The organism is Veillonella magna DSM 19857, assembly GCF_000428745.1.
GTDB lineage: Bacteria > Bacillota > Negativicutes > Veillonellales > Veillonellaceae > Veillonella_A > Veillonella_A magna.
Window position 1 is genome coordinate 286,111 of record NZ_KE386795.1, and the last position, 22,881, is coordinate 308,991.

26 protein-coding genes are annotated in these 22,881 nt (G+C 46.0%); all 26 read left to right on the top strand.

Translation table 11 applies throughout. From position 1 onward, the window contains the following. Positions 1 to 388: 388 nt before the first annotated feature. The 26 genes from G344_RS0108265 (at position 389) to G344_RS0108390 (ending at position 22,640) form a co-directional block, all read left to right on the top strand. Positions 389 to 1,414, top strand: a complete 1,026-nt coding sequence (locus tag G344_RS0108265) for a GspE/PulE family protein (protein ID WP_028255788.1) — start codon at positions 389 to 391, stop codon at positions 1,412 to 1,414. Continuing rightward, positions 1,408 to 2,496: a type IV pilus twitching motility protein PilT gene (locus G344_RS0108270; protein WP_028255789.1), complete on the top strand. Its 1,089-nt coding sequence runs from the start codon at positions 1,408 to 1,410 to the stop codon at positions 2,494 to 2,496. Before G344_RS0108265 ends, G344_RS0108270 begins: the two co-directional genes overlap by 7 nt. Beyond that, positions 2,483 to 3,661, top strand: coding sequence for a type II secretion system F family protein (locus tag G344_RS0108275; protein WP_028255790.1), 1,179 nt, complete (start codon positions 2,483 to 2,485; stop codon positions 3,659 to 3,661). Before G344_RS0108270 ends, G344_RS0108275 begins: the two co-directional genes overlap by 14 nt. Positions 3,662 to 3,716: 55 nt before the next feature. Next, positions 3,717 to 4,178 carry a competence type IV pilus major pilin ComGC gene (locus G344_RS0108280; RefSeq protein WP_051245915.1) on the top strand — a complete coding sequence of 154 codons (462 nt, stop codon included), beginning with the start codon at positions 3,717 to 3,719 and terminating at the stop codon, positions 4,176 to 4,178. Positions 4,179 to 4,210: 32 nt separating this feature from the next. Beyond that, positions 4,211 to 4,831 carry a prepilin peptidase gene (locus tag G344_RS11125; protein WP_051245880.1) on the top strand — a complete coding sequence of 207 codons (621 nt, stop codon included), beginning with the start codon at positions 4,211 to 4,213 and terminating at the stop codon, positions 4,829 to 4,831. Between the two features lie 38 nt (positions 4,832 to 4,869). Further along, positions 4,870 to 5,313 carry a pilus assembly FimT family protein gene (locus tag G344_RS0108290; protein WP_028255792.1) on the top strand — a complete coding sequence of 148 codons (444 nt, stop codon included), beginning with the start codon at positions 4,870 to 4,872 and terminating at the stop codon, positions 5,311 to 5,313. After that, positions 5,310 to 5,732: a hypothetical protein gene (locus tag G344_RS0108295; RefSeq protein ID WP_028255793.1), complete on the top strand. Its 423-nt coding sequence runs from the start codon at positions 5,310 to 5,312 to the stop codon at positions 5,730 to 5,732. The genes G344_RS0108290 and G344_RS0108295 overlap by 4 nt, the downstream gene beginning before the upstream one ends. Continuing rightward, positions 5,707 to 6,348 (top strand): type II secretion system protein, encoded by a 642-nt coding sequence (locus tag G344_RS0108300; RefSeq protein ID WP_156886171.1) that lies wholly within the window; start codon positions 5,707 to 5,709, stop codon positions 6,346 to 6,348. Before G344_RS0108295 ends, G344_RS0108300 begins: the two co-directional genes overlap by 26 nt. A gap of 166 nt (positions 6,349 to 6,514) precedes the next feature. After that, the gene (locus G344_RS0108305) at positions 6,515 to 6,868 is read left to right on the top strand and encodes a hypothetical protein (RefSeq protein ID WP_156886172.1); all 354 of its coding nucleotides are present in this window, start codon (positions 6,515 to 6,517) and stop codon (positions 6,866 to 6,868) included. A gap of 34 nt (positions 6,869 to 6,902) precedes the next feature. Then, positions 6,903 to 7,784 (top strand): hypothetical protein, encoded by an 882-nt coding sequence (locus G344_RS0108310; RefSeq protein WP_028255796.1) that lies wholly within the window; start codon positions 6,903 to 6,905, stop codon positions 7,782 to 7,784. Then, the gene (locus G344_RS0108315) at positions 7,777 to 8,313 is read left to right on the top strand and encodes a hypothetical protein (RefSeq protein ID WP_028255797.1); all 537 of its coding nucleotides are present in this window, start codon (positions 7,777 to 7,779) and stop codon (positions 8,311 to 8,313) included. The genes G344_RS0108310 and G344_RS0108315 overlap by 8 nt, the downstream gene beginning before the upstream one ends. Beyond that, positions 8,279 to 8,725 carry a hypothetical protein gene (locus G344_RS0108320; protein ID WP_156886173.1) on the top strand — a complete coding sequence of 149 codons (447 nt, stop codon included), beginning with the start codon at positions 8,279 to 8,281 and terminating at the stop codon, positions 8,723 to 8,725. Before G344_RS0108315 ends, G344_RS0108320 begins: the two co-directional genes overlap by 35 nt. 129 nt (positions 8,726 to 8,854) lie before the next feature. Continuing rightward, positions 8,855 to 9,553 (top strand): shikimate kinase, encoded by a 699-nt coding sequence (locus G344_RS0108325; protein WP_028255799.1) that lies wholly within the window; start codon positions 8,855 to 8,857, stop codon positions 9,551 to 9,553. Next, positions 9,465 to 10,424 (top strand): 6-phosphofructokinase, encoded by a 960-nt coding sequence (pfkA, locus tag G344_RS0108330; RefSeq protein ID WP_038155288.1) that lies wholly within the window; start codon positions 9,465 to 9,467, stop codon positions 10,422 to 10,424. The genes G344_RS0108325 and pfkA overlap by 89 nt, the downstream gene beginning before the upstream one ends. Positions 10,425 to 10,546: 122 nt before the next feature. Beyond that, positions 10,547 to 11,638 (top strand): efflux RND transporter periplasmic adaptor subunit, encoded by a 1,092-nt coding sequence (locus tag G344_RS0108335; protein WP_038155291.1) that lies wholly within the window; start codon positions 10,547 to 10,549, stop codon positions 11,636 to 11,638. 9 nt (positions 11,639 to 11,647) lie between these two features. Next, entirely contained in the window at positions 11,648 to 12,373 is a 726-nt protein-coding gene (locus G344_RS0108340) for an ABC transporter ATP-binding protein (protein WP_028255802.1), read from the top strand. Further along, on the top strand, positions 12,366 to 13,580 hold the full coding sequence (locus G344_RS0108345; RefSeq protein WP_028255803.1) for an ABC transporter permease: 1,215 nt from the start codon (positions 12,366 to 12,368) through the stop codon (positions 13,578 to 13,580). The genes G344_RS0108340 and G344_RS0108345 overlap by 8 nt, the downstream gene beginning before the upstream one ends. A 117-nt stretch (positions 13,581 to 13,697) precedes the next feature. Then, positions 13,698 to 14,693 carry a putative heme d1 biosynthesis radical SAM protein NirJ2 gene (gene nirJ2 / locus G344_RS0108350; protein WP_028255804.1) on the top strand — a complete coding sequence of 332 codons (996 nt, stop codon included), beginning with the start codon at positions 13,698 to 13,700 and terminating at the stop codon, positions 14,691 to 14,693. Positions 14,694 to 14,717: 24 nt separating this feature from the next. Continuing rightward, positions 14,718 to 15,167, top strand: coding sequence for a PaaI family thioesterase (locus G344_RS0108355; RefSeq protein ID WP_038155292.1), 450 nt, complete (start codon positions 14,718 to 14,720; stop codon positions 15,165 to 15,167). A 27-nt stretch (positions 15,168 to 15,194) separates the two neighbouring features. Next, positions 15,195 to 15,728 (top strand): NUDIX hydrolase, encoded by a 534-nt coding sequence (locus tag G344_RS0108360; RefSeq protein ID WP_028255806.1) that lies wholly within the window; start codon positions 15,195 to 15,197, stop codon positions 15,726 to 15,728. Positions 15,729 to 15,785: 57 nt separating this feature from the next. Beyond that, the gene (locus G344_RS0108365; protein ID WP_028255807.1) at positions 15,786 to 16,955 is read left to right on the top strand and encodes a phosphopentomutase; all 1,170 of its coding nucleotides are present in this window, start codon (positions 15,786 to 15,788) and stop codon (positions 16,953 to 16,955) included. Positions 16,956 to 16,999: 44 nt separating this feature from the next. Continuing rightward, positions 17,000 to 17,563, top strand: coding sequence for an NAD(P)H-dependent oxidoreductase (locus tag G344_RS0108370; RefSeq protein WP_028255808.1), 564 nt, complete (start codon positions 17,000 to 17,002; stop codon positions 17,561 to 17,563). Between the two features lie 11 nt (positions 17,564 to 17,574). Next, positions 17,575 to 18,771 carry an MFS transporter gene (locus G344_RS11130; RefSeq protein ID WP_051245881.1) on the top strand — a complete coding sequence of 399 codons (1,197 nt, stop codon included), beginning with the start codon at positions 17,575 to 17,577 and terminating at the stop codon, positions 18,769 to 18,771. A 105-nt stretch (positions 18,772 to 18,876) separates the two neighbouring features. Beyond that, complete coding sequence (gene hpf / locus G344_RS0108380) at positions 18,877 to 19,407, top strand: ribosome hibernation-promoting factor, HPF/YfiA family (RefSeq protein ID WP_028255809.1); 531 nt, start codon at positions 18,877 to 18,879, stop codon at positions 19,405 to 19,407. A 269-nt stretch (positions 19,408 to 19,676) separates the two neighbouring features. Then, a complete protein-coding gene (leuS, locus tag G344_RS0108385; RefSeq protein ID WP_028255810.1) occupies positions 19,677 to 22,142 on the top strand; it encodes a leucine--tRNA ligase in 2,466 nt (821 codons plus the stop codon). 18 nt (positions 22,143 to 22,160) lie between these two features. Further along, positions 22,161 to 22,640, top strand: coding sequence for a deoxycytidylate deaminase (locus G344_RS0108390; protein ID WP_028255811.1), 480 nt, complete (start codon positions 22,161 to 22,163; stop codon positions 22,638 to 22,640). The last annotated feature ends 241 nt before the right edge of the window (positions 22,641 to 22,881 follow it).

A 22,881-nucleotide genomic window follows, 5' to 3' on the forward strand; every position in this document is an offset into this window, starting at 1 on the left:
GAGCATGGAATTAATAATTTCAGAATGAGGAATAGACGACAGTCGATACTATAACGGTATCGGCTGTTTTTTTATATGTTATTGAACAATATACTAAGTGATTAAGTAACATTGGACGTATGAATGCTACTGAACCTGTAAGTAACACTGGAGGTGTAAGTAATACTGGGAGTGTGAATTCTACTGTGCATGTAAGTAGCACTAAGAGAATACATACCACCGACTATATCAATGAAGACTCACTCAGTACGTAACACTGACAGACGCAATTGGTACGGAGCGTAGAATATTGAATGACTAAGAAGTTATATAGGAGATGTACTGCATTCCTTAGAATTATATAGTGTCACATCGAAACAAAGCGGTGCGAACAAGAAAGGAGGTACTTATGTTTCATGTTGATATTGAGCTTGACCGCATGATACGGTCAGCAAAGGAGAAAGGAGCCAGCGATTTACATTTTGAAGCATTGGAGGATGGCCTTGTCCTACGCTTACGCATTGACGGATTACTGGAGGAAGAAGGGCGAATTCCCTTGCCGGCGTCGGAGCAACTGATTAATCGGATTAAAGTGCTTAGCGGTTTGGACATCGGTGAACGACGGATACCGCAGGACGGACGATGGCGTTGGGAAGATAAGGACATGGTTGTGGTAATGCGCGTCTCGACTATGCCCTCTATGTACGGTGAAACTGTGGTTTGCCGCATCATGGGCAATGAAGGTTATCGGCGGAGCTTAGCTGAACTCGACATGTCAGAGGTATTGTTGGAAAAAGTGAGAGATGTACTACACAGACCGTATGGTCTTTTAGTCGTAGCAGGACCTACCGGATCCGGTAAGACATCGACCTTGTATGCGATGCTGCGCGAATTGGATATTGCCCATCAGAATTTGGTGACATTGGAAAATCCGGTGGAATCTTCTATTGAAGGGGCGGTACAGGTACAAATTAATCCTAAAGCGGGTTTGACCTTTGCCAATGGCTTGCGCGCTGTACTACGACAAGATCCAGACACCATCATGGTCGGTGAAATTCGGGACAACGAAACAGCCGCCTTAGCCATCCGAGCTGCCCTAACAGGGCATCGAGTAGTTTCTACTATTCACACGAATACGGCGCTGGGTGTGATAGACCGATTGGTAGATATGGGGGTTGATCGCTATTTAGTAGAAGCCACACTGATAGGCGCTTTATCGCAGCGACTTGTGCGACGTAAATGTGGCGATGGCTACAAAGGGCGCATGGCCATCTTTGAAGGTTGGATTACGCCGAGAACACATATGGATTGGACATCACCGGAACAGTATATGGTATGCACGCTGGCCGAAGCCGCCCGCCAAGCGGTGGAGGAAGGAGACACTACTTGGGATGAATTACATCGAGTAGGAATTACGGAGATGACGACATGCTGACATCTGTGATTGATACAGCCATTATGCGAGGGGCAACAGATATACATATAGCATGCGGTAATCCTCCGTTTTTGCGACATGGTCGCCATCTTGCACCGATTTCGTCGGAAGAACTATGTACGCCGGAAGATATGCGATGGTTGCGTTCGCAATGTGAGGCTACGTCACATACATTACTGCCTAATATATCGGATGATGTAGTTAACGATACTAGTTCTGCACTTAACGATAATGGTGGCTTTGTACTTAGTGATAATGGTTCGTACGATGGTGCCTTCAGCTATGAAGGACTGCGTATTCGCGTTCATTTATTCTCGGCATCCGGTAAGTTGTGTGGCACGTTGCGACTTTTATATGATCGATGTGCCGTGCTCGGTGACAGTGACGAGGATCGACTGTTAATCCGATTGTCCGAACTGAGAGAAGGGCTGATTTTACTGACGGGACCTACGGGGTCGGGAAAGTCATTTACTTTAGCGTCCTGCTTAGAGTATATCAATCGCACAAGGGAAACACATATCATTACTTTGGAGGATCCGGTGGAATACGTTTTTACCGGTAAGCGTGCATTAATTCATCAACGTCAGTTGGGACAAGATGTAGTATCCATGGCGGAAGGGGTAAGAGACGCACTACGGGAAGATCCGGATGTCCTCATGATTGGTGAACTCCGTGACAGAAGCACATTGGAAGCCGCGCTGCATGCGGCAGAAACAGGACATTTAGTATTTGCTACCATGCATACACAGCGTGCCGTAATGGCCATCAATCGCATGATCTCCTTGTTTCCGGCGGCACAACAGGATGAGGTACGCAGTCAGCTGTCACAAGTATTGCGCGCCGTTATATGTCAGCGTCTCATCATTACGGATACCGCATTTTATCCGCTGCGTGATATCTTACTGAATACCAAGGCGGTAGCAAACTTGATACGACAACGTAAAGAACCGCAAATTATTTCTATTCAGGAAACACAGCGTCCTATGCAAACAATGGAAATGGCAGCCGATAAATTGCGAAGGCAAGTGGGTTCGATTCCCGAATTAGAGGAGGTGATGGAATCCATCCATGAATTGGTATAGCTATAAAGCCTATGATCAAGAGCATCATATCTATGAAGAAGGTATGTGGGCAGACAGTGAAGACGAGGTACGTTTTAAACTGCGCCGTAAAGAATGGTATCTCATCGGCATTACCGAGATGCATTCCGTTGCGGCTGCCCATAGGCGTTGGCGGTATAAGGACTGTATTGAATTTTCGTATCGCATGTCATTACTTATCGAGTCGGGGTTACCGATGAGCAGTATCATGAAATTTCTCATGAACAGCGGCGGCTCTATACCCTATGATATTCTCAATGAAGCCTTACAACGGGGTAAACTCCTTTCGGAGGCACTGCGTGATACGGGTTTTCCCCTTATCGGTTGCACCTTGCTTCAAGCCGGTGAACTGTCGGGGACGATGGGAGAATCGTTTCGGATTATTCATCGCTATTACGAACAAGAAGCATCGTGGCGACACAAGCTGATGTCGGCCTTGGCATATCCTTTGTTTTTGGCAGTATTGATGATTATCTTCACCGGTGTAGCCGTAGGTTTTATCTTACCGGCCTTTCGCAATGTGTTTGCTTCCATGCAAGTACACCTACCACTGCTGACGCGTATGCTGTTTGCTTTCGGTGATTGGTGGCGAGTGTATTGGTGGTGGGCACTGATGCTTGCGGCTGCGCTGGGAGGCTTGCTGACTATGGCTTACCGTAAGCCGATGATGAAACTGCGTCTACATCAATGGTGGTGGCAACATATTGTTTGCTATGAACGATGTCACGCTTTTTATTTAGCCCGTTTATGTCGTGTATGGTCGATGCTGCTCGACAGTGGGCTATCCATTACCGATGTAATGGCGCTGACAGCCAATTTATGGAATAACCGATATGCGACTGCCTGCCAACAGCAAGCGATACAGGCCATACAAAGCGGTCGCGGCATCAGTACATCTCTTAAAGAGTCCGGCCTTGGCAGTCCCTTGCTTTGGGAGATGATAGCAATCGGTGAAGAAACGGGAGAAATGGTAGCCATGATGTCTCATTGTGCTACCTATTACCAACGCATCGTAACACAAGTAACGGCCTCGTTGGAACGTTTGATGGAACCGTTGATGGTAACCTGCATGGGGATTGGTGTAGCCATATTGGTTATCGCGGTTATGCTTCCCATGTTTCAGGCTGTTACGATGATTCATCAATGATACGCAGATTATATTTATTTTGTAATATATAGAAAGAAGGGTGCTTCACATGCACATGAGTAACACATGGAAAACATACACTAACACATTACAATCCTCGTATAAAGAATATATACATCGATTATGCAATCGTTGGCAGCGTCGATGCACACTACGTGCAGCACATCGTCATTCGGGGGGCTTTACATTGGTTGAACTCATGGTAGTTGTCGCTGTTATTGCCATCTTGGCCGCTATGGCGATGCCCCAGTTTTTATCGGCTGCCGATAAAGCGCGGGATGCAAAGATACAAGCAGATACACAGACAATTGCCAATGCGGCGCAGCTGTATATGGTTGATAAAGCCACTACGGATGTACCGACAGTGAACGAGTTATATCAATCCGGCTATTTGTCAGAGAATGTAAAGACACCGAAAGGCGGCGAGTACACAATCACCTTGGAAGCGAATGGCAGCGGCAGTGGCAAGCATGTAGCCGTAACGGCCTCCGATGCAACGGATAGTAAGGAAGAATAATTTTTGGCAATGGATAACATAGGAGAAGACATATGAGATTACTACTACAAGGCTACGACATCATTCTCATAGGTACGGCTATGGCTGGCGCACTCGGTTGCCTCTATCTCTTGCGTGCTTGGCGTTGCGTAGCGAGTGTTACCACCTATCATCGTATTGCTACCGCATTGGGTGGAAGCCTGTACGGCATAGTCTGCATAGCTTTACACGGTCATGCCGTATCGCCGATGATTACCGTAAGTACCATACTGTTCGGTTTAACATTACTATACGGTGCTGCCATTGATAAGCGCTACTACATCCTGCCGGATGAAGGAGCTTTGTGTATCGGTATAGTTGGTTTGCTTCGATGCTATTGGTATGATACTGCGTATCTCGACGTGGGAATTGTACTGGTCATTGTCGGTAGTGTAGGATATATGCTTCGCCGTCTCAGCCGAGGCGGTATGGGAGAAGGGGATATTAAATGGGTGTTGGCGATTTCCGTTTGGCTTACGCCGCTGGAATTGGCGTATACAATGATACTCGCATGCACGGCCGGTCTGGTATGGGGTCTGCATAACAGACGGCGCTATATTCCTTTCGGCCCATTTCTATGTACGGCCACATGGTGTGTATATTGTTTTCAAAGTGTAGTGAAAGCGTATCGGTAATGAAATTAAAAAAACAAGGATCAAGACAAGAGGGAGGATTGCTGATTGAACTTATGATGTATGTAGCACTGCTAGGTATTTTCTTCGCTGTAGCTGTTCTTACCATGCAATCTACAATGAATGAAGACAGGGTCTTTGACACGACAACAAGGCAGCTCTATTATGCGATGCGACGTATGCAGATTATGACGCAGCGCGGTAGTACTACCGGTGGTGGCAGAGTGAACAGAATGGATATGGATGAACATGGCTATTCATATAATCCCTTTAAGAAACTGTGGGGTGAAGAAGAAAAGCGATTACCGCCGACAATCAAAATTACATTAGATGGTCCGAGCCACCCGAATCTAAATGTAGATGCCATGTTCGGACAGCGGACACTATATCGAATGTATATTAAGGATACCGTGTTAAAGCGAACGCGCACCTATATATTTTCACAGCAAACACCACGCATTCGTTGGGAGGACAGCACACGATGAACGATAGGCAACAACGCATTCTTAGGCGCAATGGATTTATGTATGCCGATGCTATGCTTACTACGGTAATTGCCGTGGTAGCAGTATTGGGATTGACGATGATGATTACGACGGCTTTGGGGCGTATGCATGAGGCGACAATTCGTGACACGATACTGCAATATACTATAGCCGCTATGGAACAAGGCAAAGCGGATTACCGTAAGCAAGGCACAGCCACACTGCCTAATCATGATACTCATAGGGAGGAAGGCTATCGGACGGAGCCGACCATTACACCTGATGAAATCAAGGGCGAGACAGTCAAGCGATTGACGGTACGCGGTTATTATCAAGATGAATTATATTGTACGTTGACAACGATTCTCTGGGATGAAAGGACGATGACACCTCATGCCACTGCTGCCACATCACTATGAAAGAACAATCCGATGGCTTCGGGAACATCTCCTCGGTTGTGAAGAAAGGAGACAACGAATAGTTCGGCAAAAGAAAGAAGCAGGGTACATGCTGGCGGAGCTGTTAATTGCCATGATGATTATTTTATCGGTGATGAGTGTCGTGATGTCAACGATGGCTTCGTCGGTACTCTGGGCACAGCGCTTAGAAAATACTTGTGAAATAATGTTTGACGGACGTTTGTGCCGATTGTTAATAAGTAATTACCTTCAACGTAGTGATAAGAAAATGTACCTCATTCAGCATCATGCCGTATCCAATGGTCAAGACGGGTTTTATTTTGTACGAGGAAATGTGAAGAGAGAACTATCAACAGGACAGCTGCAAGTAGTTGGACTGGAAGATTTACCGCCATATAAAAATCCTGTTATGTTCCGACCATTGAGCACTAATAATGTGTATGATGGTTCGTATTTTGAAAAAAATCGCAATGGTACATACAGCATGCATTGGCGTGAAACGGCAGCTACGATTCCAAGACTGCGCGGAAGACAACAAATTATCTACCGTGCGCAGACCACACTGTTTCCGGCATATGATTATTTTACTATGGCAGACAGCTATCAAAAGGAGTAATCCCATGAGTGAGGCAAGAAAAAGTCAATGGCAGTGTCGCCCGGTGCCCTCATTACTGCGGAAAATGTATGTCGGACGATCACTTACATATAAAAAACGCAACGGATTTTTTTCTTACATAATGCTGCTCATTACGGCGGCCTGTTTCCTATTTTGGAGTGGAATCATGGCAGAGGTACAGCATTGCGTTACGAGTGTAGTAGAAGAACAGCAAATGACGGATATGGATTATAAGGCAGAAGGCTGGGGCGTTGTGATTACTAAGCAATATTTACATCATTCACCACATATTGTGTTGCGTCGGCAGCGGACGTATTTATCAACAGAACAAGAAAAAGTAACCTATTATATTACGCCGGCGGATAATACGAGTGAAGGTACAACGGGAGAAACCCAAATTACCGTATATTATGAGAACAAGGTTCTTGGCATGAGTGTTACCTATGTAGTTGAAATGGAGGAAACCGTGCGGGGTGGGATACGCATGGCACGGATTACACATGCAGCACTTGCGTTCTAGCCATATAAGAGATAACCGGATATAGGAGTAGGGTATGAAAGAGAAAAATGTGATCGGCATTGCTTCGGATACAACAATGCTGCTTGGATTAAACGGATATATAAAAGAAGATTGTCTTATCATTGACGATGTAATGTGCGCATCGCGTAAGCATACGATCGAAGAGGATTGTGAAGCCTTTGTGCATCGATTCTCTTTGGAAGGCGAACGAATGGCGGTAGCTGCCGTCAGTGCTTACCGTTGCGGCGGTATGGAAATACCTAGACTATCGCGCCAAGAAGCGAAAGATATGCTTCATTGGCAATTAGAAGATACCTTAGAATGGGACAAAGACACGTACTATAGTGACTTTATGTTAAGGGCGTACGAGGAAGCCGGAGAAAAGGCGGGGACGGATTATTTATATTGGGTAGTGCTACCGAAAGTGCATGTAGATGCGTTGGCGACCGGCTATTTTCGCGGTGGCGGAGATGTGCGGATCATTGATTATTGGCCGTCTCCGTTAAGTCGCGTATTTGAGGAAACGGGAGCGAAGGCTCTCATGTGGCCGGAAGGTGAAGGGTGGCGCTTGACAGTGTGGAGGCAGGATGTTTGTTATGTATCCCTGTATAGTGGGGCTGATGAAGCCTCGTTACGGCAGGCGCTGCAGGAAGCAGAGCAAGCTATCTTTTTAGTGGGCCTGTCCGGCATTGACGGCATATATGCATATACCGAAGCGGTCCCTTACGACGGGATGAGCATCGAAGCGTCGGAACAGGTTTTTCCCGAGACCTTATACAACGAATATGGCATGCTGTCGCACGCTTCCTATCAATGCACCAACCGTGCCGTTACCTATGAAGAGAAAGGATCTATGTTATGGGATATGGCGTTGGGACTGGTACGGAGGGGATTGGGAATGAAGACATATGATTAATTTTTTATCCCCTACTATGCGCTTTCACAGCTGGTGCCGTCGACATAGAGAGTGGTTGCGTATTGGATTGGTAATCGTAGCTTTGCTTTTTCCCGCTACAATCCTTACTGCAGCATACGAAGGCGTGACATGGGTTCGCTATCGCATGATGTGGAAGGCAGAGCAGCAACAGCCCTTGCCAAATCATACGGCACTTGTGCGTTACCGGCAATGGGTAGAAGCGCATAGTTCCAGAACATCCAAACGGAATGACGAAGCCACTTTGTTGCATAGCATCGACTGCGCACAAGGTGCGGTGATGTTGACGGCTGTTACCTTTTCGGAAACGGGCTTTGTTATTGAAGGACGAGCACCTAATCCGGAGGCAGCCATAGCGTATGGTGAGCATCTGAAAGGTACGTTGAAAGGAGTTGTCATTCATGCCAAACAAGATGATGCGAGAACACATGGAGCGACTTCGTTTCGTGTGGAAGGAAAGTATACAGTACCTGCCGATGTCAAAAAGGACAGCCACCGTACTTCTGATTAGTTACGTACTAGGGATGGTTGCGGCAACGGCAGTGGCTGCCTATTGCCATCATGATATCCGACTGATGACGGCGTATAGCGAGGAGCGAAATTTACAGCGTCAAGCAGAAGAGGCAGTGATTCATAGTCGTCGGTATCAATTTGTACAGCACATACAAAGGGTTTCCCGTGATTCCCTCAAAAATGACATTATAGAGCGTATCGGTAGTCGTGCACTTACAGTAGTCGGTATAGAGGAGGTAGGTACATCCGGATTACAATGGGAAATCACCGGATCCTTGCAAGACTATCTGACACTGGCAGCTGATATTGGTGAGGCGTATCCTACCGTGCGAGTACAACCATTACAAATAGCGAAAAAAGAAGGACTGTTACATATACGGTTTCGTACGGAGAATACAGCGAGTACATAATTAAGGAAAGACGGCCTTAGGGCCGTCTTTTTCATTTGAATACAGCCGTTTTCATTTCCTTTTTAAGAGCGATGTAGTAGAATAGAATACAAATATAAAAACTAGTAAAGGATAGAACGGCAGGTTAGTATGAAACGAAATATAGTTCTTATCGGCTCCATGGGGAGCGGTAAAAGCCATTTGGGGCGAAATTTAGCGGAGGCTCGCGGATGGCAGTTTGTCGATACCGATCGTGTTCTGGAACAGCGTTATCAGTTACCTATTGCGGATATATTTAACAAATTGGGAGAACGCGCTTTCAGAACAGCCGAATTAGAGGTGTTAAAACGGGTTTGTATGTATCATGAAGCGGTCATTTCCGTAGGCGGTAATTTTCCTATTGAAATGAAGACGCTTCGTTTTTTGCAAAAGTATTCGTATATTGTTGGCATCAGAGCAGCGGAGTATCGTATTGTACGCCGGGTAAATCGAAAAATAGGGAAACGTCCTACTATGGATTACAATGATGTACAAGGCTTCGTGGCATCGATGATGCGATGTTGGCGACCGGTATATAAAAAATGTGATTTTGTCTTGGATACCACACACGGTCATACAATGAGCTTGGTGGATGAAGTAGAAGAGCAGCTAACAAAAGAGGCGGTTGCTTTTAAAGCACGTAAGCAACCTAAATTGCAACTAAAGCAACCTCAATCGCAGCGAAAGCAACCTAAAGCGCCATTAAAAGGAGGGCATGCATATGAAACGAATAGCCGTATTAACCAGCGGCGGCGATGCGCCGGGGATGAACGCAGCCGTACGAGCCGTCGTTCGCAAAGGAATATATGAAGGATTGGATGTAGTCGGTATTCATCGCGGCTATGAGGGCTTATTAAATGAAGAACTGCGTCCGTTGTTACGGCGTGACGTAGGCGGTATTGTCAATCGCGGCGGTACGCTCCTTAAAACAGCGCGCTGCCCCGAATTTATGGATAAGGTATACCAGAAAAAAGCAGCCGAAGTACTGAAAAAATATGACATAGATGCTCTTGTGGTTATCGGCGGTGACGGTTCCATGGCAGGTGCGCAGGCATTGGCCGAGTTGGGTGTTGTGACCATGACAATCCCCGGCACTATTGATAATGATATGTGCGGTACAGAATATACCATTGGCTTTGATACGGCACTGAATACGGTGGTGGAAGCGGTCAGTAAAATCAGAGACACCACAACGGCTCATGATCGTGTAGCCATCGTGGAGGTTATGGGGCGTCATGCGGGACATATTGCCGTAGGCTCCGGTCTTGCTTGCGGTGCCGAAATTGTCTTGATTCCGGAAAAGCCGGTGCCTTTGGAATCTGTTTGTCGTCATTTAGATGAAACACATCGTGCAGGCAAAACCAATAGCATTATCATCGTGGCTGAAGGAGCGTACCACAGCTATGATGTATGTAATTTTATTAAAGAACACATGCATATATCTCCCAGTGTTACCGTCTTGGGATATTTACAGCGCGGTGGCATGCCTTCGGCAAAGGATGCCATGATGGCAGCCCTTATGAGCGAAGCAGCCATTGATGGATTACTGGCAGGTAAACGTAATTGTTTGACTGCATCCGTTAATGATCACGTTGTGCTGTTGCCCTATGAAGAAGCCAAATCAATTACCTACCCGGTATCCGATGCGTGGTATGATTTGATTTCCGTATTGGGACGGTAGATAAACATAAGGTTCACTTTTATTTCATTAATAAAGCGTATCATGTATACACTGCAAATGTAGCGCGTTGTGCGTACAGTGTACGACATAGTAGAAGTTAGTTGAGGAAAGGGCGTTAGAGCATGTGGAACAACCGTATATGGAAAAGCCGTAAGCTATGGGTCATTATTGTACTCATCCTTTGCATAGCCGGCGGTGGTTATTTATATGCAAAGAACAAGGATGCAACGGCAAAACCGGCGTATACGACGGGAAAGGTAGAGCGAGGTACTATTGCATCGGTTATCAGTGCAACCGGTACCATTAATCCTGTTAAATACGTTGATGTATCCACCAATGTAGCCGGCAAATTGGAGTCGGTATTGGTGAAGGAAAATCAGAAGGTCACCGAAGGAGAAGTCATTGCAACCATTGATGATCGTCAGCTGCAAGCCGTTGCCGATGATGCCAAAGCGGCATTGGATAATGCGGCGGCTGATTTGGAACGGTACCGAACCTTGGTAGGGCAAGGGGCCGTATCGCAGCAATCCTACGATAATGCATTGGTAAAATACCAACAGGCACAAGCGGCGTATAACCGAGCACAGGCCAATTTGAGCGATACCACCATTACCGCACCGATGAGCGGTACGATTATCGGGACACCGTTAAAAGCAGGGCAAACGATTAGTACCGGTATTTCTACGCAGATGATTATTGCCACCATTGCGGATTTATCGGATTTGGAAATCTATTTGACCGTCGATGAAACCGATATCGGCAATATTAAAAAAGGCGCTCGCGTAGACTTTACGGTCGATGCGCATCCGGGGCAGACTTATACCGGTTATGTACGAGATATTGCACTGGGTACAAAAGGGAATATGGGGACTACCAGCACTAGCGTTGTTTACTACACGGTGCGTGTAACGATACCGACGGAATATGCAGCGGACTTTTTCCCGACTATGACGGCGCGTGCTACTATCTATGGCGATGAACGCACTAATGTATTGACGGTGCCTTTGGCAGCTGTTCGTACCGATAAAGTCGGTGAATATGTATATGTTATTCGCGATGGGCAGCCGGTACGTACCAGTGTAACGACGGGAATCACCGGTGATACCTCCATTGAAATTGTCAAAGGCTTAAACGAAGGCGATGAAATTGTTGTCAGCGGCGATGTAACGTCGGCAACTAAGAAGGCTTCCTCCGGCGGCGCGCCGCATATGTAGGAGGTGCCTATGAAAAAAGAGGTTATCGTAATTAAGGATATCAAGAAAACGTACGTTAACGGTAAATTGCAAGTTCCCGTACTGCACGGTATCAATCTTACGATTTATGAAGGCGAATTTACATCTATCATGGGCCCGTCCGGATCCGGCAAGTCTACCTTTATGAATATTTTAGGTTGTCTGGATCGGCCTACCTCCGGATCGTATCGGTTGGACGGTGAGGAAGTAGCGGATTTGTCCGATGATGAATTGGCCTATGTGCGCAATAAGCGTATCGGCTTTGTTTTTCAAAGCTTTAATTTGCTGCCGAAGTTGACGGCGCAGGAAAATGTGGCTTTACCGATGATTTATGCCGGTGTCTCTAAGGCGGAACGCAACGCCAGAGCAGCGGAGCTTCTTACCTCGTTGGGATTAGGCGAACGTTTGGATCACCTTCCGTCGGAACTTTCCGGCGGCCAGCGTCAGCGCGTGGCCATTGCTAGGGCATTAGCCAATAACCCGTCCATCATCATGGCCGACGAACCTACGGGGAATCTTGATTCTAAATCAAGTGTTGATGTAATGAATATTTTTACGCGGCTCTATGAAGAAGGGCGTACGATCATTCTTGTTACACACGAGCCGGATATTGCAACCTACGCCAGTCGTAATGTAGTATTACGTGACGGTCTTATCGAAGAAGACAAACCCAATCCTCATATGGCAGGCTTGAAAGGAGGCACAGCTCATGTATAAAGAAGGTTTTATTATGGCATGGGCTTCCCTCATTGCGAATAAGATGCGTTCCCTTCTTACCATGTTGGGAATTATCATCGGTGTAGCTGCCGTAATTGCTTTGGTATCCATCGGTTTTGGTGTACGGCAACAAATCCAGGACTCCATTTCCAGCTTGGGCAGTAATTTGTTGATGGTATATCCGGGGGCACCTCGAACACCGGGGGTACGACCGACCGCAGCATCGCAAAAGACGTTGAAGGTCAAGGATTATGAAACCTTGAAGAAGCTAAACGATGTGGATATGATATCCCCGGTAGCGGGCAGCTCTTCCTATGTTATTGTGTATACCAATAAAAACTGGACGACAACGGTAAACGGTATTAACAGCGACTTCCAGTATATTAATAACTGGACGATGAAGTCCGGCCGTTTCATTACGGATGCACAGGTAGAACGACGCGAACGCGTTGCCGTCATCGGTAGCACGGTAGCCAAAAATTTGTTTGGCGATGAAAATCCGGTAGGCAAGGACATTCGCATCAAGAACGATCCCTTTAAAGTAGTAGGGGTGCTTGATACAAAGGGGTCCGGCAGCTTTGGTAATGACCAAGACGATATCGTCTTTATCCCGTATACGACGGCAATGGAACGTGTGCGCGGTGTAGATTATCTGAGCATGATTTACATTAAAGCCAAGGACGGCGCCGATTTGAATCGAGTACAGTCAGACATTGAAAATATTATGCGCGTCCGTCACAAAATAAAAAATCCCGAATTGGATGATTTCAATGTGCGCAACATGGCAACCATCATGGAAACGGTCAATGAAACTACCGGTACGATGACATTATTTTTGGGAGCAGTAGCGGCCATTTCCTTGTTGGTTGGCGGTATTGGCATTATGAATATTATGCTTGTGTCGGTAACGGAACGAACTCGTGAAATCGGGGTTCGCAAAGCCTTGGGAGCGACCTATCGCGTCATCGTTATGCAGTTCCTCATCGAGGCAGTAGTTATCAGCCTTATCGGTGGGGCCATCGGTGTCGTCTTCGGTATCGGTGCATCTAAGCTTATCAGTGCGGCTACGTCTATGAAGACGGTTATTTCCATGGGGCCTATCCTTTTATCCTTCGGATTCTCTATGGCCATCGGATTAATCTTCGGAATTTATCCTGCTCGTAAGGCAGCGAAGCTCAATCCAATCGATGCGTTGCACTACGAATAAAAAGAAGATAGCAGAAATCCTGCTATCGTTATATAATTGAGTGGGAACACTTGATTAGGTATAGAGTCGGCGATGCCTGTTGAGGTATCGTCGATTTTTTTGTAGAGGAGATAATGTATGTTAATTTCATGGAACAGTACACAGGCGTGTAATCTAACATGTCAGCATTGCTATCGCGATGCATCACCGCAAGCATTAAAAGAAGAATTGACGACGGCGGAAGCCAAACGATTAATTGAACAAATTGCCAAAGCCGGTTTTAAAATTATGATATTCAGCGGCGGTGAACCGTTAATGCGTCAAGATATGCCGGAGCTTATTGCGTATGCCGCAAGCCAAGGACTTCGTCCGGTATTGGGTACTAACGGCACACTTCTGACGGAGGATATGGTATATACGCTCAAGGAAGCAGGTGCTATGCGCGTCGGCATCAGTCTGGACAGCCTTGATGAAAAGGAACACAATCGATTCCGCGGTCATCCCGATGCATGGGCTATGACAATGGCAGGCATAGAAAATTGTCGGCGCGGTGGCTTGGGCTTTCAGATTCATACGACAGTAACGCGGCGCAACAAGGATGAACTACTTACGATTACGGATTGGTGTGTTGCGCATGGGGCAAAGGGGCATCATGTATTTTTCTTGGTGCCTACCGGTCGCGGTAAAGATATCGAAAATACAACATTGCGTACCGATGAGTACGAAGAGGTGTTGACCAGTCTGATGCGTAAACAAAAAGAAGTGCCCTTGGAAATTAAACCAACCTGTGCACCGCAGTTTATGCGCATCGCTCGGGAAGAGGGCATTCCTTTGCGCTATCGTCGCGGTTGTTTGGCCGGTATCAGTTACTGTATTATCAGTCCCACCGGGAATGTACAAGCTTGCCCGTACTTACCGGTAGTATCGGGTAATGTTCGGGAACGCCGGTTTGACGAAATTTGGTTTGATGAAGCCATCTTTGAAAATTTCAGACATAAAAAGCCTCGCGGGTCCTGCGGTGTTTGTAAATACTATACAGTTTGCGGCGGTTGTCGTGCGCGGGCGTACTACTATAACGATGGCGATTATATGGCTGAGGAACCGTGGTGTAAGTTCAGTCACTATAAAGAATGACCGGGTGTACGGAAAGGAAGATAGATGAAAAAAGCAGAAATCAGAACACTGGTTGATCATTTTGATCATGTACGAGCTCAAAATACCTATGAATGGGCAAAGGATATACGCGTTACCGGCGGCGATCCGGGACATATAGAAATGACATTTACTACGGATATACGCCGTCACGCCAATTTGCGCGGTGATTTACACGGTGCCGTTTGTGCCGGCTTTTCCGACAGCGTGATGGGTACGGCCTGTTTTACCCTGGGTAAGTCCGTTGTTACGTTGGAACTGAAGGGCAACTTTATGAAAGCCGTTAAACCGGGCAGTGTACTGCGCGGTGTGGGACGCGTAGAGCATAACGGCAAGCGCACTATGGTTACCACCGGTCGCATCTACGATGAAGTAGGCGATTTGGTGTATATGGCATCGGGCACGTTCTATGTCATCGATACCTATGAATTACCGGAATTACCGTGGCGTTTATAATCGGATAGTATCTTGGGAGGTAAAGTTATGGCGATAAAAGAAGAAATAAAAAAATCATCGGAACTGCGTTTTGATGGACGATTGATACAAGTAACCTTCGACGTAGCCGAAGTAAACGGTAAGGATGCATGGCGCGAGGTTGTGCATCATCCCGGTGCCAGTGCGGTAATTGCTATTGATGATAAAGGACGTATTGTTATGGAACGACAATATCGCTATGCACTGGGACGTACGCTATTGGAAATTCCCGCCGGTAAATTAGACGGCGATGAAGATCCGCTTGTTTGTGCGCAGCGCGAATTGGCTGAAGAAACGGGATACCATGCCGAGGAATGGCATTCCTTAGGCACTATTGCTACCAGTCCGGGATTTTGTAATGAAATGATTCACTTATATATTGCTAAAGGTCTTACTAAAGGTCAGACGCATTGGGATCCCGACGAATATGTAGAACTGGAATATTACACGTTGACGGACCTTATGGATGCCATTCGTCAGGAAGAAATTAAGGACAGTAAAACCTTGGCGGCCATTGCCTTGGCATTACCGTATCTTTCATAAGTAGTATCCGTACAAAACAGAGCAGTAAGAAATACGGGAACAAGGAGGTAGATGAGGATGTTTAAACGAGTCATTGTACTTGTTATGGATAGTGTCGGTATCGGCCATGCGCCGGATGCCGCTGCTTTCGGTGATGAAGGGGCAAATACCATAGGTCATATTGCGGAAGCGGCCGGACCGATTCGCTGTCCTAACTTACGGCGTTTGGGGTTGGGACAATTGGTTACAACGGGAAGCGATGATGAGGCAGCGGTGACAGGTATATACGGTGCTTTGACGGAAACGAGCACCGGCAAAGATACAACCAGCGGTCATTGGGAATTAATGGGACATCCCGTTACGGTACCGTTTCCAACATTTTATGAAGGATTCCCTAAGGAATTGATGGACCTGTTTACAGAGCGTACCGGCTATGGCTATTTGGGAAACGAAGTGGCATCGGGAACAGAAATTATCGAACGCCTCGGTGCAGAGCACATGCGTACCGGTAAGCCCATCGTATATACATCGGCGGATTCGGTATTTCAAATTGCTGCCCATGAAGATGTCATTCCGTTGAAAGAATTATATCGTATATGCCAAATTACCCGTGATGAAGTATGCGTCGGTGACTATGCGGTAGGACGCATTATCGCCAGACCTTTTGTCGGTGAGTTGGGCTCCTTAGTGCGTACATCGAATCGCCATGATTACAGCCGCATGCCGGAAAAAACATTGTATTTGGAAACCTTGCAGGCTGCCGGTAAACAAACTATCGGCGTCGGGAAAATCGGAGATATTTATGCACATGTAGGTCTTAGTGCTTCCTATCCCAGCAAGAGCAACTCGCACGGCATGAACATAGCGGCCCGACTTTTGGGCGGAGATTTTGCGGAAGGCCTTATGATGGTCAACCTGGTTGAATTTGATAGTCTCTATGGTCATCGTCGTAATCCGGCCGGGTACAAACGGGAGATAGAAGACTTTGATTACCAGTTGGGCGGATTTATAGAATTATTGACAGATGAGGATTTATTATTAATTACTGCCGACCACGGTAATGATCCGACGTGGAAAGGCACCGATCACACCCGTGAACAAGTACCTCTTCTCGGTTACTATAGAGGTCTTACGGAAGCAAAGCCTATCGGCGTACGCAAGAGCTATGCCGATTTGGGACAGACCGTACTGGATAACTTCGGCTGTGTCGGTGAGTACGGTACATCGTTCTTATCGCTTATAAAATAAGATAAACAGATATAAAACAGTGTGAACATATGAGGAGGATTACTATGAGCAAACAAATTTTATTTGTGTCCGGTCACACTCACATGAAAGACTCGTTGGCCAATAAAACAATTTTAGATGACATGAAAGCAATGTATCCGCAAGCTATGTTTGATTATTTGACAGAAAGCTATCCGGATTTTGCGTTCGATGTGGCGAAGGAACAAGCTAAACTCGAAGCGGCGGATGTCATTGTCATCGAATATCCTATGTTTTGGTTTAATGCGCCTTCCATTGTGCAGCGTTGGTTTGAAGAAGTATTTCTCCATGGCTTCGCTTATGGCACCGGCGGAGATAAATTACAGGGGAAGACAATGATTGTTTCTCTTACATCCGGCGCACCGGAGGACGTGTATACGGCTGATGCGGTAGGAACACCGGGCATTGAAAGCTACCTGTTGCCTATGAAAGCAACCGCTGCCTACACAGGAATGAAGTGGGGTGGCTTTGTTTACAGCGGTGGTATGATGAGCATCGGCGTTGATGAAGAAACCAAACAAGCATTGACGGATAAAGCTAAGGATCACGCCAAACGATTACAAGCGCTCATCGCATCGGTACTCGGTTAAGGTGTATTCCTATGAGTATGCACATTAATCGGGCACAAACAGAGAACGTACCTTTGATGACGACCGGCACGGCTGTATTGTTTGCAGCTGCTGCCGGTCTTGCTATCGGCAATCTTTATTGGGCGCAACCATTGCTTGCCATGATAGCCGATGATTTTGGTGTGCCGGTGTCAAGCGGTGGTTTTCTGGTGACGGCGACCCAAATAGGCTATGCCTTAGGAATTTTCTTTTTTGTTCCCTTAGGTGATGCTGTGTCGCGTCGGACATTGGTAGGAATAACAATGGGTGTTACATCAATTGCATTACTGCTTTGTGCCTGGTCACCCGGGTTTAGTATGTTAGCCATGGCGTTAGGACTCTTAGGGTTGGTGACCGTGGCAGGACAAATTCTGTTGCCCATGGCCGGAGATTTGGCAGCTGCCGATGATCGCGGGCGTATTGTCGGTATCGTTACGTCCGGCATTACCGGAGGAATACTGTTCGCTCGTTTCATCAGCGGATTCGTAGCAGATGGGATTGGTTGGCCCGGACTTTATATAGGTGCGGCAGTTATAAATGCCATCGTTACCGTAATTATGATGCGGGTGTTACCTCATGAAAAACGAAGAGCGTCACTCGGTTATCCACGATTACTATGGGACGTGTTCGGTGCAGTAAAACGCAATCCCAAATCGTTGCAACTACTTACCTATACAGGACTGGGCTTTGGCATTTCTTTCAATATATTTTGGACGGTGCTCACCTATGTATTGGCAGAGGCTCCGTACCATTACAGTCCGTTCCAAATCGGTTTGGTCAGTCTTACCTCATTGGTAGGTGCCATAGCCGGTATCGGGATTGGTCGATTGCAAGACAAGGGATATGGTCATACCGCGCTGGGGGTAAGCTTTGCTCTCAGCGCCGCCATATTGGCTTTGGCTGCCTATGTCCATAATTCCATCATAGCTATACTTATTGTTGCCGCCGTATTTGCATTAGCTATACAAGGCATTTGTGTACTTGTACAGTCTGAGCTATTTGCGCTTTCCGGTACGGAGCGAAGTCGGTTGAACACGGCTTTGGTAGTGAGCAATTTTATGTTTGCCGCCGGTGGGAGCCTGCTTTCTACATGGCTGTGGAATCATGGCGGTTGGCCTATGGCCGTAGGCGGAGCTTCCTCGGCATCCTTTGTCGGTTTGGTACTATGGTGGCTTTGGCATAAAAAATAAAAATTTTTTTCAAAATAAAAAGGGTATTCAGTCTTTCATATAGAAATATATAAACATAAGGAATAACGAACTCCCCTTTGGAGTTTGAAGAAAGGATGTATAACTATGAAAGTGACAGTTAGAGGTAAAAACATTGAAGTGACGGCTGCGCTGCGCGAGTATTTGGAAAAACGTTGCGAAAAATTGTCTCGCTATTTCGATGCACCTTTTGAAGTGAAGGCTGTATTATCCGTAGAAAAAGAAAAGCGCGTTGTTGAGTTGACCTGTTTTGTAGAAGGGTTGCCTCTGCGCGGGGTTGAAAGCAATACTGACATGTATGCAGCGATTGACCTGGTAGTAGACAAGATTGTCCGTCAGATTCATAAATATAAAACACGCTTGGCACGACGCTTTAAGAAAGCAAATGCATTCCGTCCGGATGCGTACGTACCGCCGGTTGCTGTTGAAGAAGAAGAAATCTCTGTTGTACGTCGTAAACATTTCCGCGTACAGCCGATGGATGTAGAAGAAGCAATTATGCAGATGAACCTTGTTGGTCATGACTTCTTTATGTTCTTCAATGCAGAAACAGAAACAATGAACGTCGTATATCGTCGTAAAAACGGCGACTATGGTTTGATTGAACCTGATTTATAATACATAACAAGCAGATGTACCCTGTTGTTGATAAAAGGCTGACAACATAATTACATCAAAATAAATAACATAACCGTATAATTCAATATAAAGAAAAGAGGACGACTCGTGCCTTGGCAGTTAGATTTAGTAAATGGCGTGCCTGCGACATTGAGTGGTCCTCTTTTTTGTTTGACGCATGTCTTTCCTTAGAATATAATTAGGGGTAAGGTTTATTTGGTTTACTACAGACCGTATGAGGTTACAAATAGAGTTGAGGAGGCTGTTGCATGAAGGACAGATATGTAGCACAGGATATTGAAAAGAAATGGCAAGCCTATTGGCTGGAAAACGGAGTATTCAAAACAGAGTATGATGAATCTAAGGAAAAGTACTACGTTTTGGAAATGTTCCCGTACCCATCCGGTAACCTTCATATGGGACATGTGCGTAACTACTCCATCGGTGACGTGGTAGCGCGTTTTAAGAAAATGAAGGGCTTTAATGTGTTGCATCCGATGGGATGGGACGCATTTGGTATGCCGGCAGAAAATGCAGCGATCAAGCATGGTATTGCACCAAAAACATGGACGCTTGATAATATCGAAAATATGAAACGGCAGCAGCAAGCATTGGGGCTTTCCTATGATTGGGATCGCGAAGTAGCTACCTGCAAGGAAGATTACTATCGCTGGACGCAGTGGTTGTTCCAACAGTTCTACAAAAAAGGCTTGGCCTATAAAAAGGAAGCCAAGGTTAACTGGTGCGAACATTGCCATACAGTATTGGCTAACGAACAGGTTATTGACGGACTTTGCTGGCGCTGCGACAACAAGGTAGAAAAGAAAGACTTAAAGCAGTGGTTCCTTAAAATTACGGACTATGCCGATCGCTTGTTAGCTGATTTGGATACCCTTGAACATTGGCCGGATCGCGTTAAGACGATGCAGCGTAACTGGATCGGTCGCAGCGAAGGGGCGCAGTTTGCTTTTGAAATTCCGGCTATCAATAAATCCGTTGAAGTGTACACAACGCGTGTAGATACGATCTTCGGCGTAAGTTATATCGTATTGGCACCGGAGCATCCGTACGTACAGGAATTGATTGCGAATGCTGACAATAAAGACGAGTTGGATGCATTTATTTATCGCATTCGCAATTTGAATGAAATCGATCGCACATCGACGGATGTAGAAAAGGAAGGCCTTTTCACCGGCGCCTATGCAAAACATCCGATTACAGGTAAGGATGTGCCGATTTGGATTGCCAACTATGTATTGGTAGATTATGGTACCGGCGCCGTTATGGGTGTACCGGCACATGACGAACGCGATTATAAATTCGCGAAGAAATATGATTTGCCTATTAACTGGGTAGTACAAAATGAAGCGCAGGATCTTGACTTTGCGGCACAAACGGATGCGTACCATGAAGACGGCATTTTGGTAAACTCCGGTGATTTCACCGGTATGACATCTGCCGATGCACGGGAAGCATTGTGCAAATATTTTGAAGAAAAAGGAATTGGTGCTAAGAAAATTAACTACCGTCTTCGCGATTGGTTGATTTCCCGTCAGCGTTATTGGGGCGTGCCGATTCCGATTGTATACTGCGATCACTGCGGAGAACAGTTAGTACCGGAAGAAGAGCTTCCTGTTCGTTTGCCGGAAGATGTTGTGTTTGACGGTGGTGCCATTTCTCCGTTAGCCACATCGGAACATTTTGTACATGCCAAATGTCCTAAGTGCGGTGGTGAAGCTCGTCGCGAAATCGACACGATGGATACGTTTATTGATTCGTCCTGGTATTTCTTACGCTACACCGATGCGCGCAATGATAAGGAAGCCTTCAACAAGAAGATTGCCGATTATTGGATGAATGTAGATCAGTACATCGGCGGCATTGAACATGCGATTTTGCACTTGCTCTATTCCCGCTTCTTCGTAAAGGTATTACATGATCTTGGCCTTGTAAGTGTGAACGAACCGTTCAAGGGGTTGTTAACACAGGGGATGGTTCTTAAAGAAGGCAGCAAGATGTCTAAGTCTAAGGGCAATGTAGTATCGCCGGAAGAAATTATTAACAAATACGGCGCCGATACAGCACGCCTGTTTATTTTGTTCGCTGCACCGGTTGATCGTGATTTGGATTGGAGTGATCAAGGGGTAGAAGGTTCGTACCGTTTCTTGGGACGTGTATGGCGCATCGTCGATCAGTATACATCGATGGCACATACTCACGATGGAAAACTTACAAAGGACGAAACAGCGTTACGTCGCGAACTTCATCGTGCGATTAAAAAAGTAACGGAAGACTTGGACGGACGCTTTAATTTCAATACAGCGATCAGTACCATTATGGAATTGGTAAATGCTATGTACCAGTACAAAGATGGTCATGATGCCGTACAAGGTGACTTGGCGGAAGAGTTGGTACAGAAACTGTTACTTTTACTGGCTCCGTTCACACCGCACATTACGGAAGAGTTGTGGCATGAATGTGGTTACGAAGGCAGTGTTCATCAGCAAGCTTGGCCGACGTATGAAGAAAAGGCGTTGGCTGTGGACGAAGTTGAAATTGCCGTACAGGTTAACGGTAAGGTACGCGATAAGTTGACGGTAGCTGTCAACATGGATAAGGCAGCTTTGGAAGAACAGGCAAAAGCATTGCCGCGCGTACAAGAATTTATCGACGGCAAGAACGTAGTGAAGGTTATCGTTGTACCGAATAAGATTGTTAATATCGTAGTGAAATAATCTGCGAGGAGTGATTGTATGCCTAAACGTGAAGATTATATCAGCTGGGATGAATATTTTATGGGCGTGGCCAGCTTGGCAGCGAAACGTTCAAAGGATCCGAACACACAGGTAGGTGCGTGTATTGTAAGCAATGATAATAAAATTTTATCTATCGGTTACAATGGTATGCCCTTAGGCTGTAATGATGATGAATTTTCGTGGGACCGTGATGTGACGGCAGATAATAAGTATTTCTACATTGTTCACAGCGAGTTGAATGCAATTTTGAATTATCGCGGCGGTTCCTTGGAAGGCAGCAAGATATATGTAACTCTCTTTCCTTGTAATGAATGTGCTAAGGCCATTATTCAAAGCGGGATTAAGGAAGTCATCTACTGGCAGGATATTTATAAGGATACGCGCGAAGTTATTGCTTCAAAGCGCATGCTCCGCACGGCCGGTGTACAGTTGACGGAATACATTCCGTCCGGTCGCATCGTAGAGTTGCAAATGTAATAGCAACTATAAATGAAAAACTGTCAGTGAAAAACTGTAAATAAAAAAACTATAATTGAAAGATCCCACCGAGGTGTGGATGGAGAATTCAGTGTATGATTTCTTCATCGAGTTACCATCGGTGGGATTTTTTAGTGGAATAATGCTATTGTTAATTAATGGAGCAGGACCAAGTACGCGATGCACTATTAGCTTTATTGTACTGTAAACTCTATGTTGTCTTTTGGTAGATTCACATATA

Coding starts and splice junctions, on each gene's coding strand:
- G344_RS0108265 (WP_028255788.1), top strand. CDS start 389: ATGTTTCATGTTGATATTGAGCTTGACCGCATGATACGGTCAGCAAAG.
- G344_RS0108270 (WP_028255789.1), top strand. CDS start 1,408: ATGCTGACATCTGTGATTGATACAGCCATTATGCGAGGGGCAACAGAT.
- G344_RS0108275 (WP_028255790.1), top strand. CDS start 2,483: ATGAATTGGTATAGCTATAAAGCCTATGATCAAGAGCATCATATCTAT.
- G344_RS0108280 (WP_051245915.1), top strand. CDS start 3,717: ATGAGTAACACATGGAAAACATACACTAACACATTACAATCCTCGTAT.
- G344_RS11125 (WP_051245880.1), top strand. CDS start 4,211: ATGAGATTACTACTACAAGGCTACGACATCATTCTCATAGGTACGGCT.
- G344_RS0108295 (WP_028255793.1), top strand. CDS start 5,310: ATGAACGATAGGCAACAACGCATTCTTAGGCGCAATGGATTTATGTAT.
- G344_RS0108300 (WP_156886171.1), top strand. CDS start 5,707: ATGCCACTGCTGCCACATCACTATGAAAGAACAATCCGATGGCTTCGG.
- G344_RS0108305 (WP_156886172.1), top strand. CDS start 6,515: ATGGCAGAGGTACAGCATTGCGTTACGAGTGTAGTAGAAGAACAGCAA.
- G344_RS0108310 (WP_028255796.1), top strand. CDS start 6,903: ATGAAAGAGAAAAATGTGATCGGCATTGCTTCGGATACAACAATGCTG.
- G344_RS0108315 (WP_028255797.1), top strand. CDS start 7,777: ATGATTAATTTTTTATCCCCTACTATGCGCTTTCACAGCTGGTGCCGT.
- G344_RS0108320 (WP_156886173.1), top strand. CDS start 8,279: ATGTCAAAAAGGACAGCCACCGTACTTCTGATTAGTTACGTACTAGGG.
- G344_RS0108325 (WP_028255799.1), top strand. CDS start 8,855: ATGAAACGAAATATAGTTCTTATCGGCTCCATGGGGAGCGGTAAAAGC.
- pfkA (WP_038155288.1), top strand. CDS start 9,465: ATGAAACGAATAGCCGTATTAACCAGCGGCGGCGATGCGCCGGGGATG.
- G344_RS0108335 (WP_038155291.1), top strand. CDS start 10,547: ATGTGGAACAACCGTATATGGAAAAGCCGTAAGCTATGGGTCATTATT.
- G344_RS0108340 (WP_028255802.1), top strand. CDS start 11,648: ATGAAAAAAGAGGTTATCGTAATTAAGGATATCAAGAAAACGTACGTT.
- G344_RS0108345 (WP_028255803.1), top strand. CDS start 12,366: ATGTATAAAGAAGGTTTTATTATGGCATGGGCTTCCCTCATTGCGAAT.
- nirJ2 (WP_028255804.1), top strand. CDS start 13,698: ATGTTAATTTCATGGAACAGTACACAGGCGTGTAATCTAACATGTCAG.
- G344_RS0108355 (WP_038155292.1), top strand. CDS start 14,718: ATGAAAAAAGCAGAAATCAGAACACTGGTTGATCATTTTGATCATGTA.
- G344_RS0108360 (WP_028255806.1), top strand. CDS start 15,195: ATGGCGATAAAAGAAGAAATAAAAAAATCATCGGAACTGCGTTTTGAT.
- G344_RS0108365 (WP_028255807.1), top strand. CDS start 15,786: ATGTTTAAACGAGTCATTGTACTTGTTATGGATAGTGTCGGTATCGGC.
- G344_RS0108370 (WP_028255808.1), top strand. CDS start 17,000: ATGAGCAAACAAATTTTATTTGTGTCCGGTCACACTCACATGAAAGAC.
- G344_RS11130 (WP_051245881.1), top strand. CDS start 17,575: ATGAGTATGCACATTAATCGGGCACAAACAGAGAACGTACCTTTGATG.
- hpf (WP_028255809.1), top strand. CDS start 18,877: ATGAAAGTGACAGTTAGAGGTAAAAACATTGAAGTGACGGCTGCGCTG.
- leuS (WP_028255810.1), top strand. CDS start 19,677: ATGAAGGACAGATATGTAGCACAGGATATTGAAAAGAAATGGCAAGCC.
- G344_RS0108390 (WP_028255811.1), top strand. CDS start 22,161: ATGCCTAAACGTGAAGATTATATCAGCTGGGATGAATATTTTATGGGC.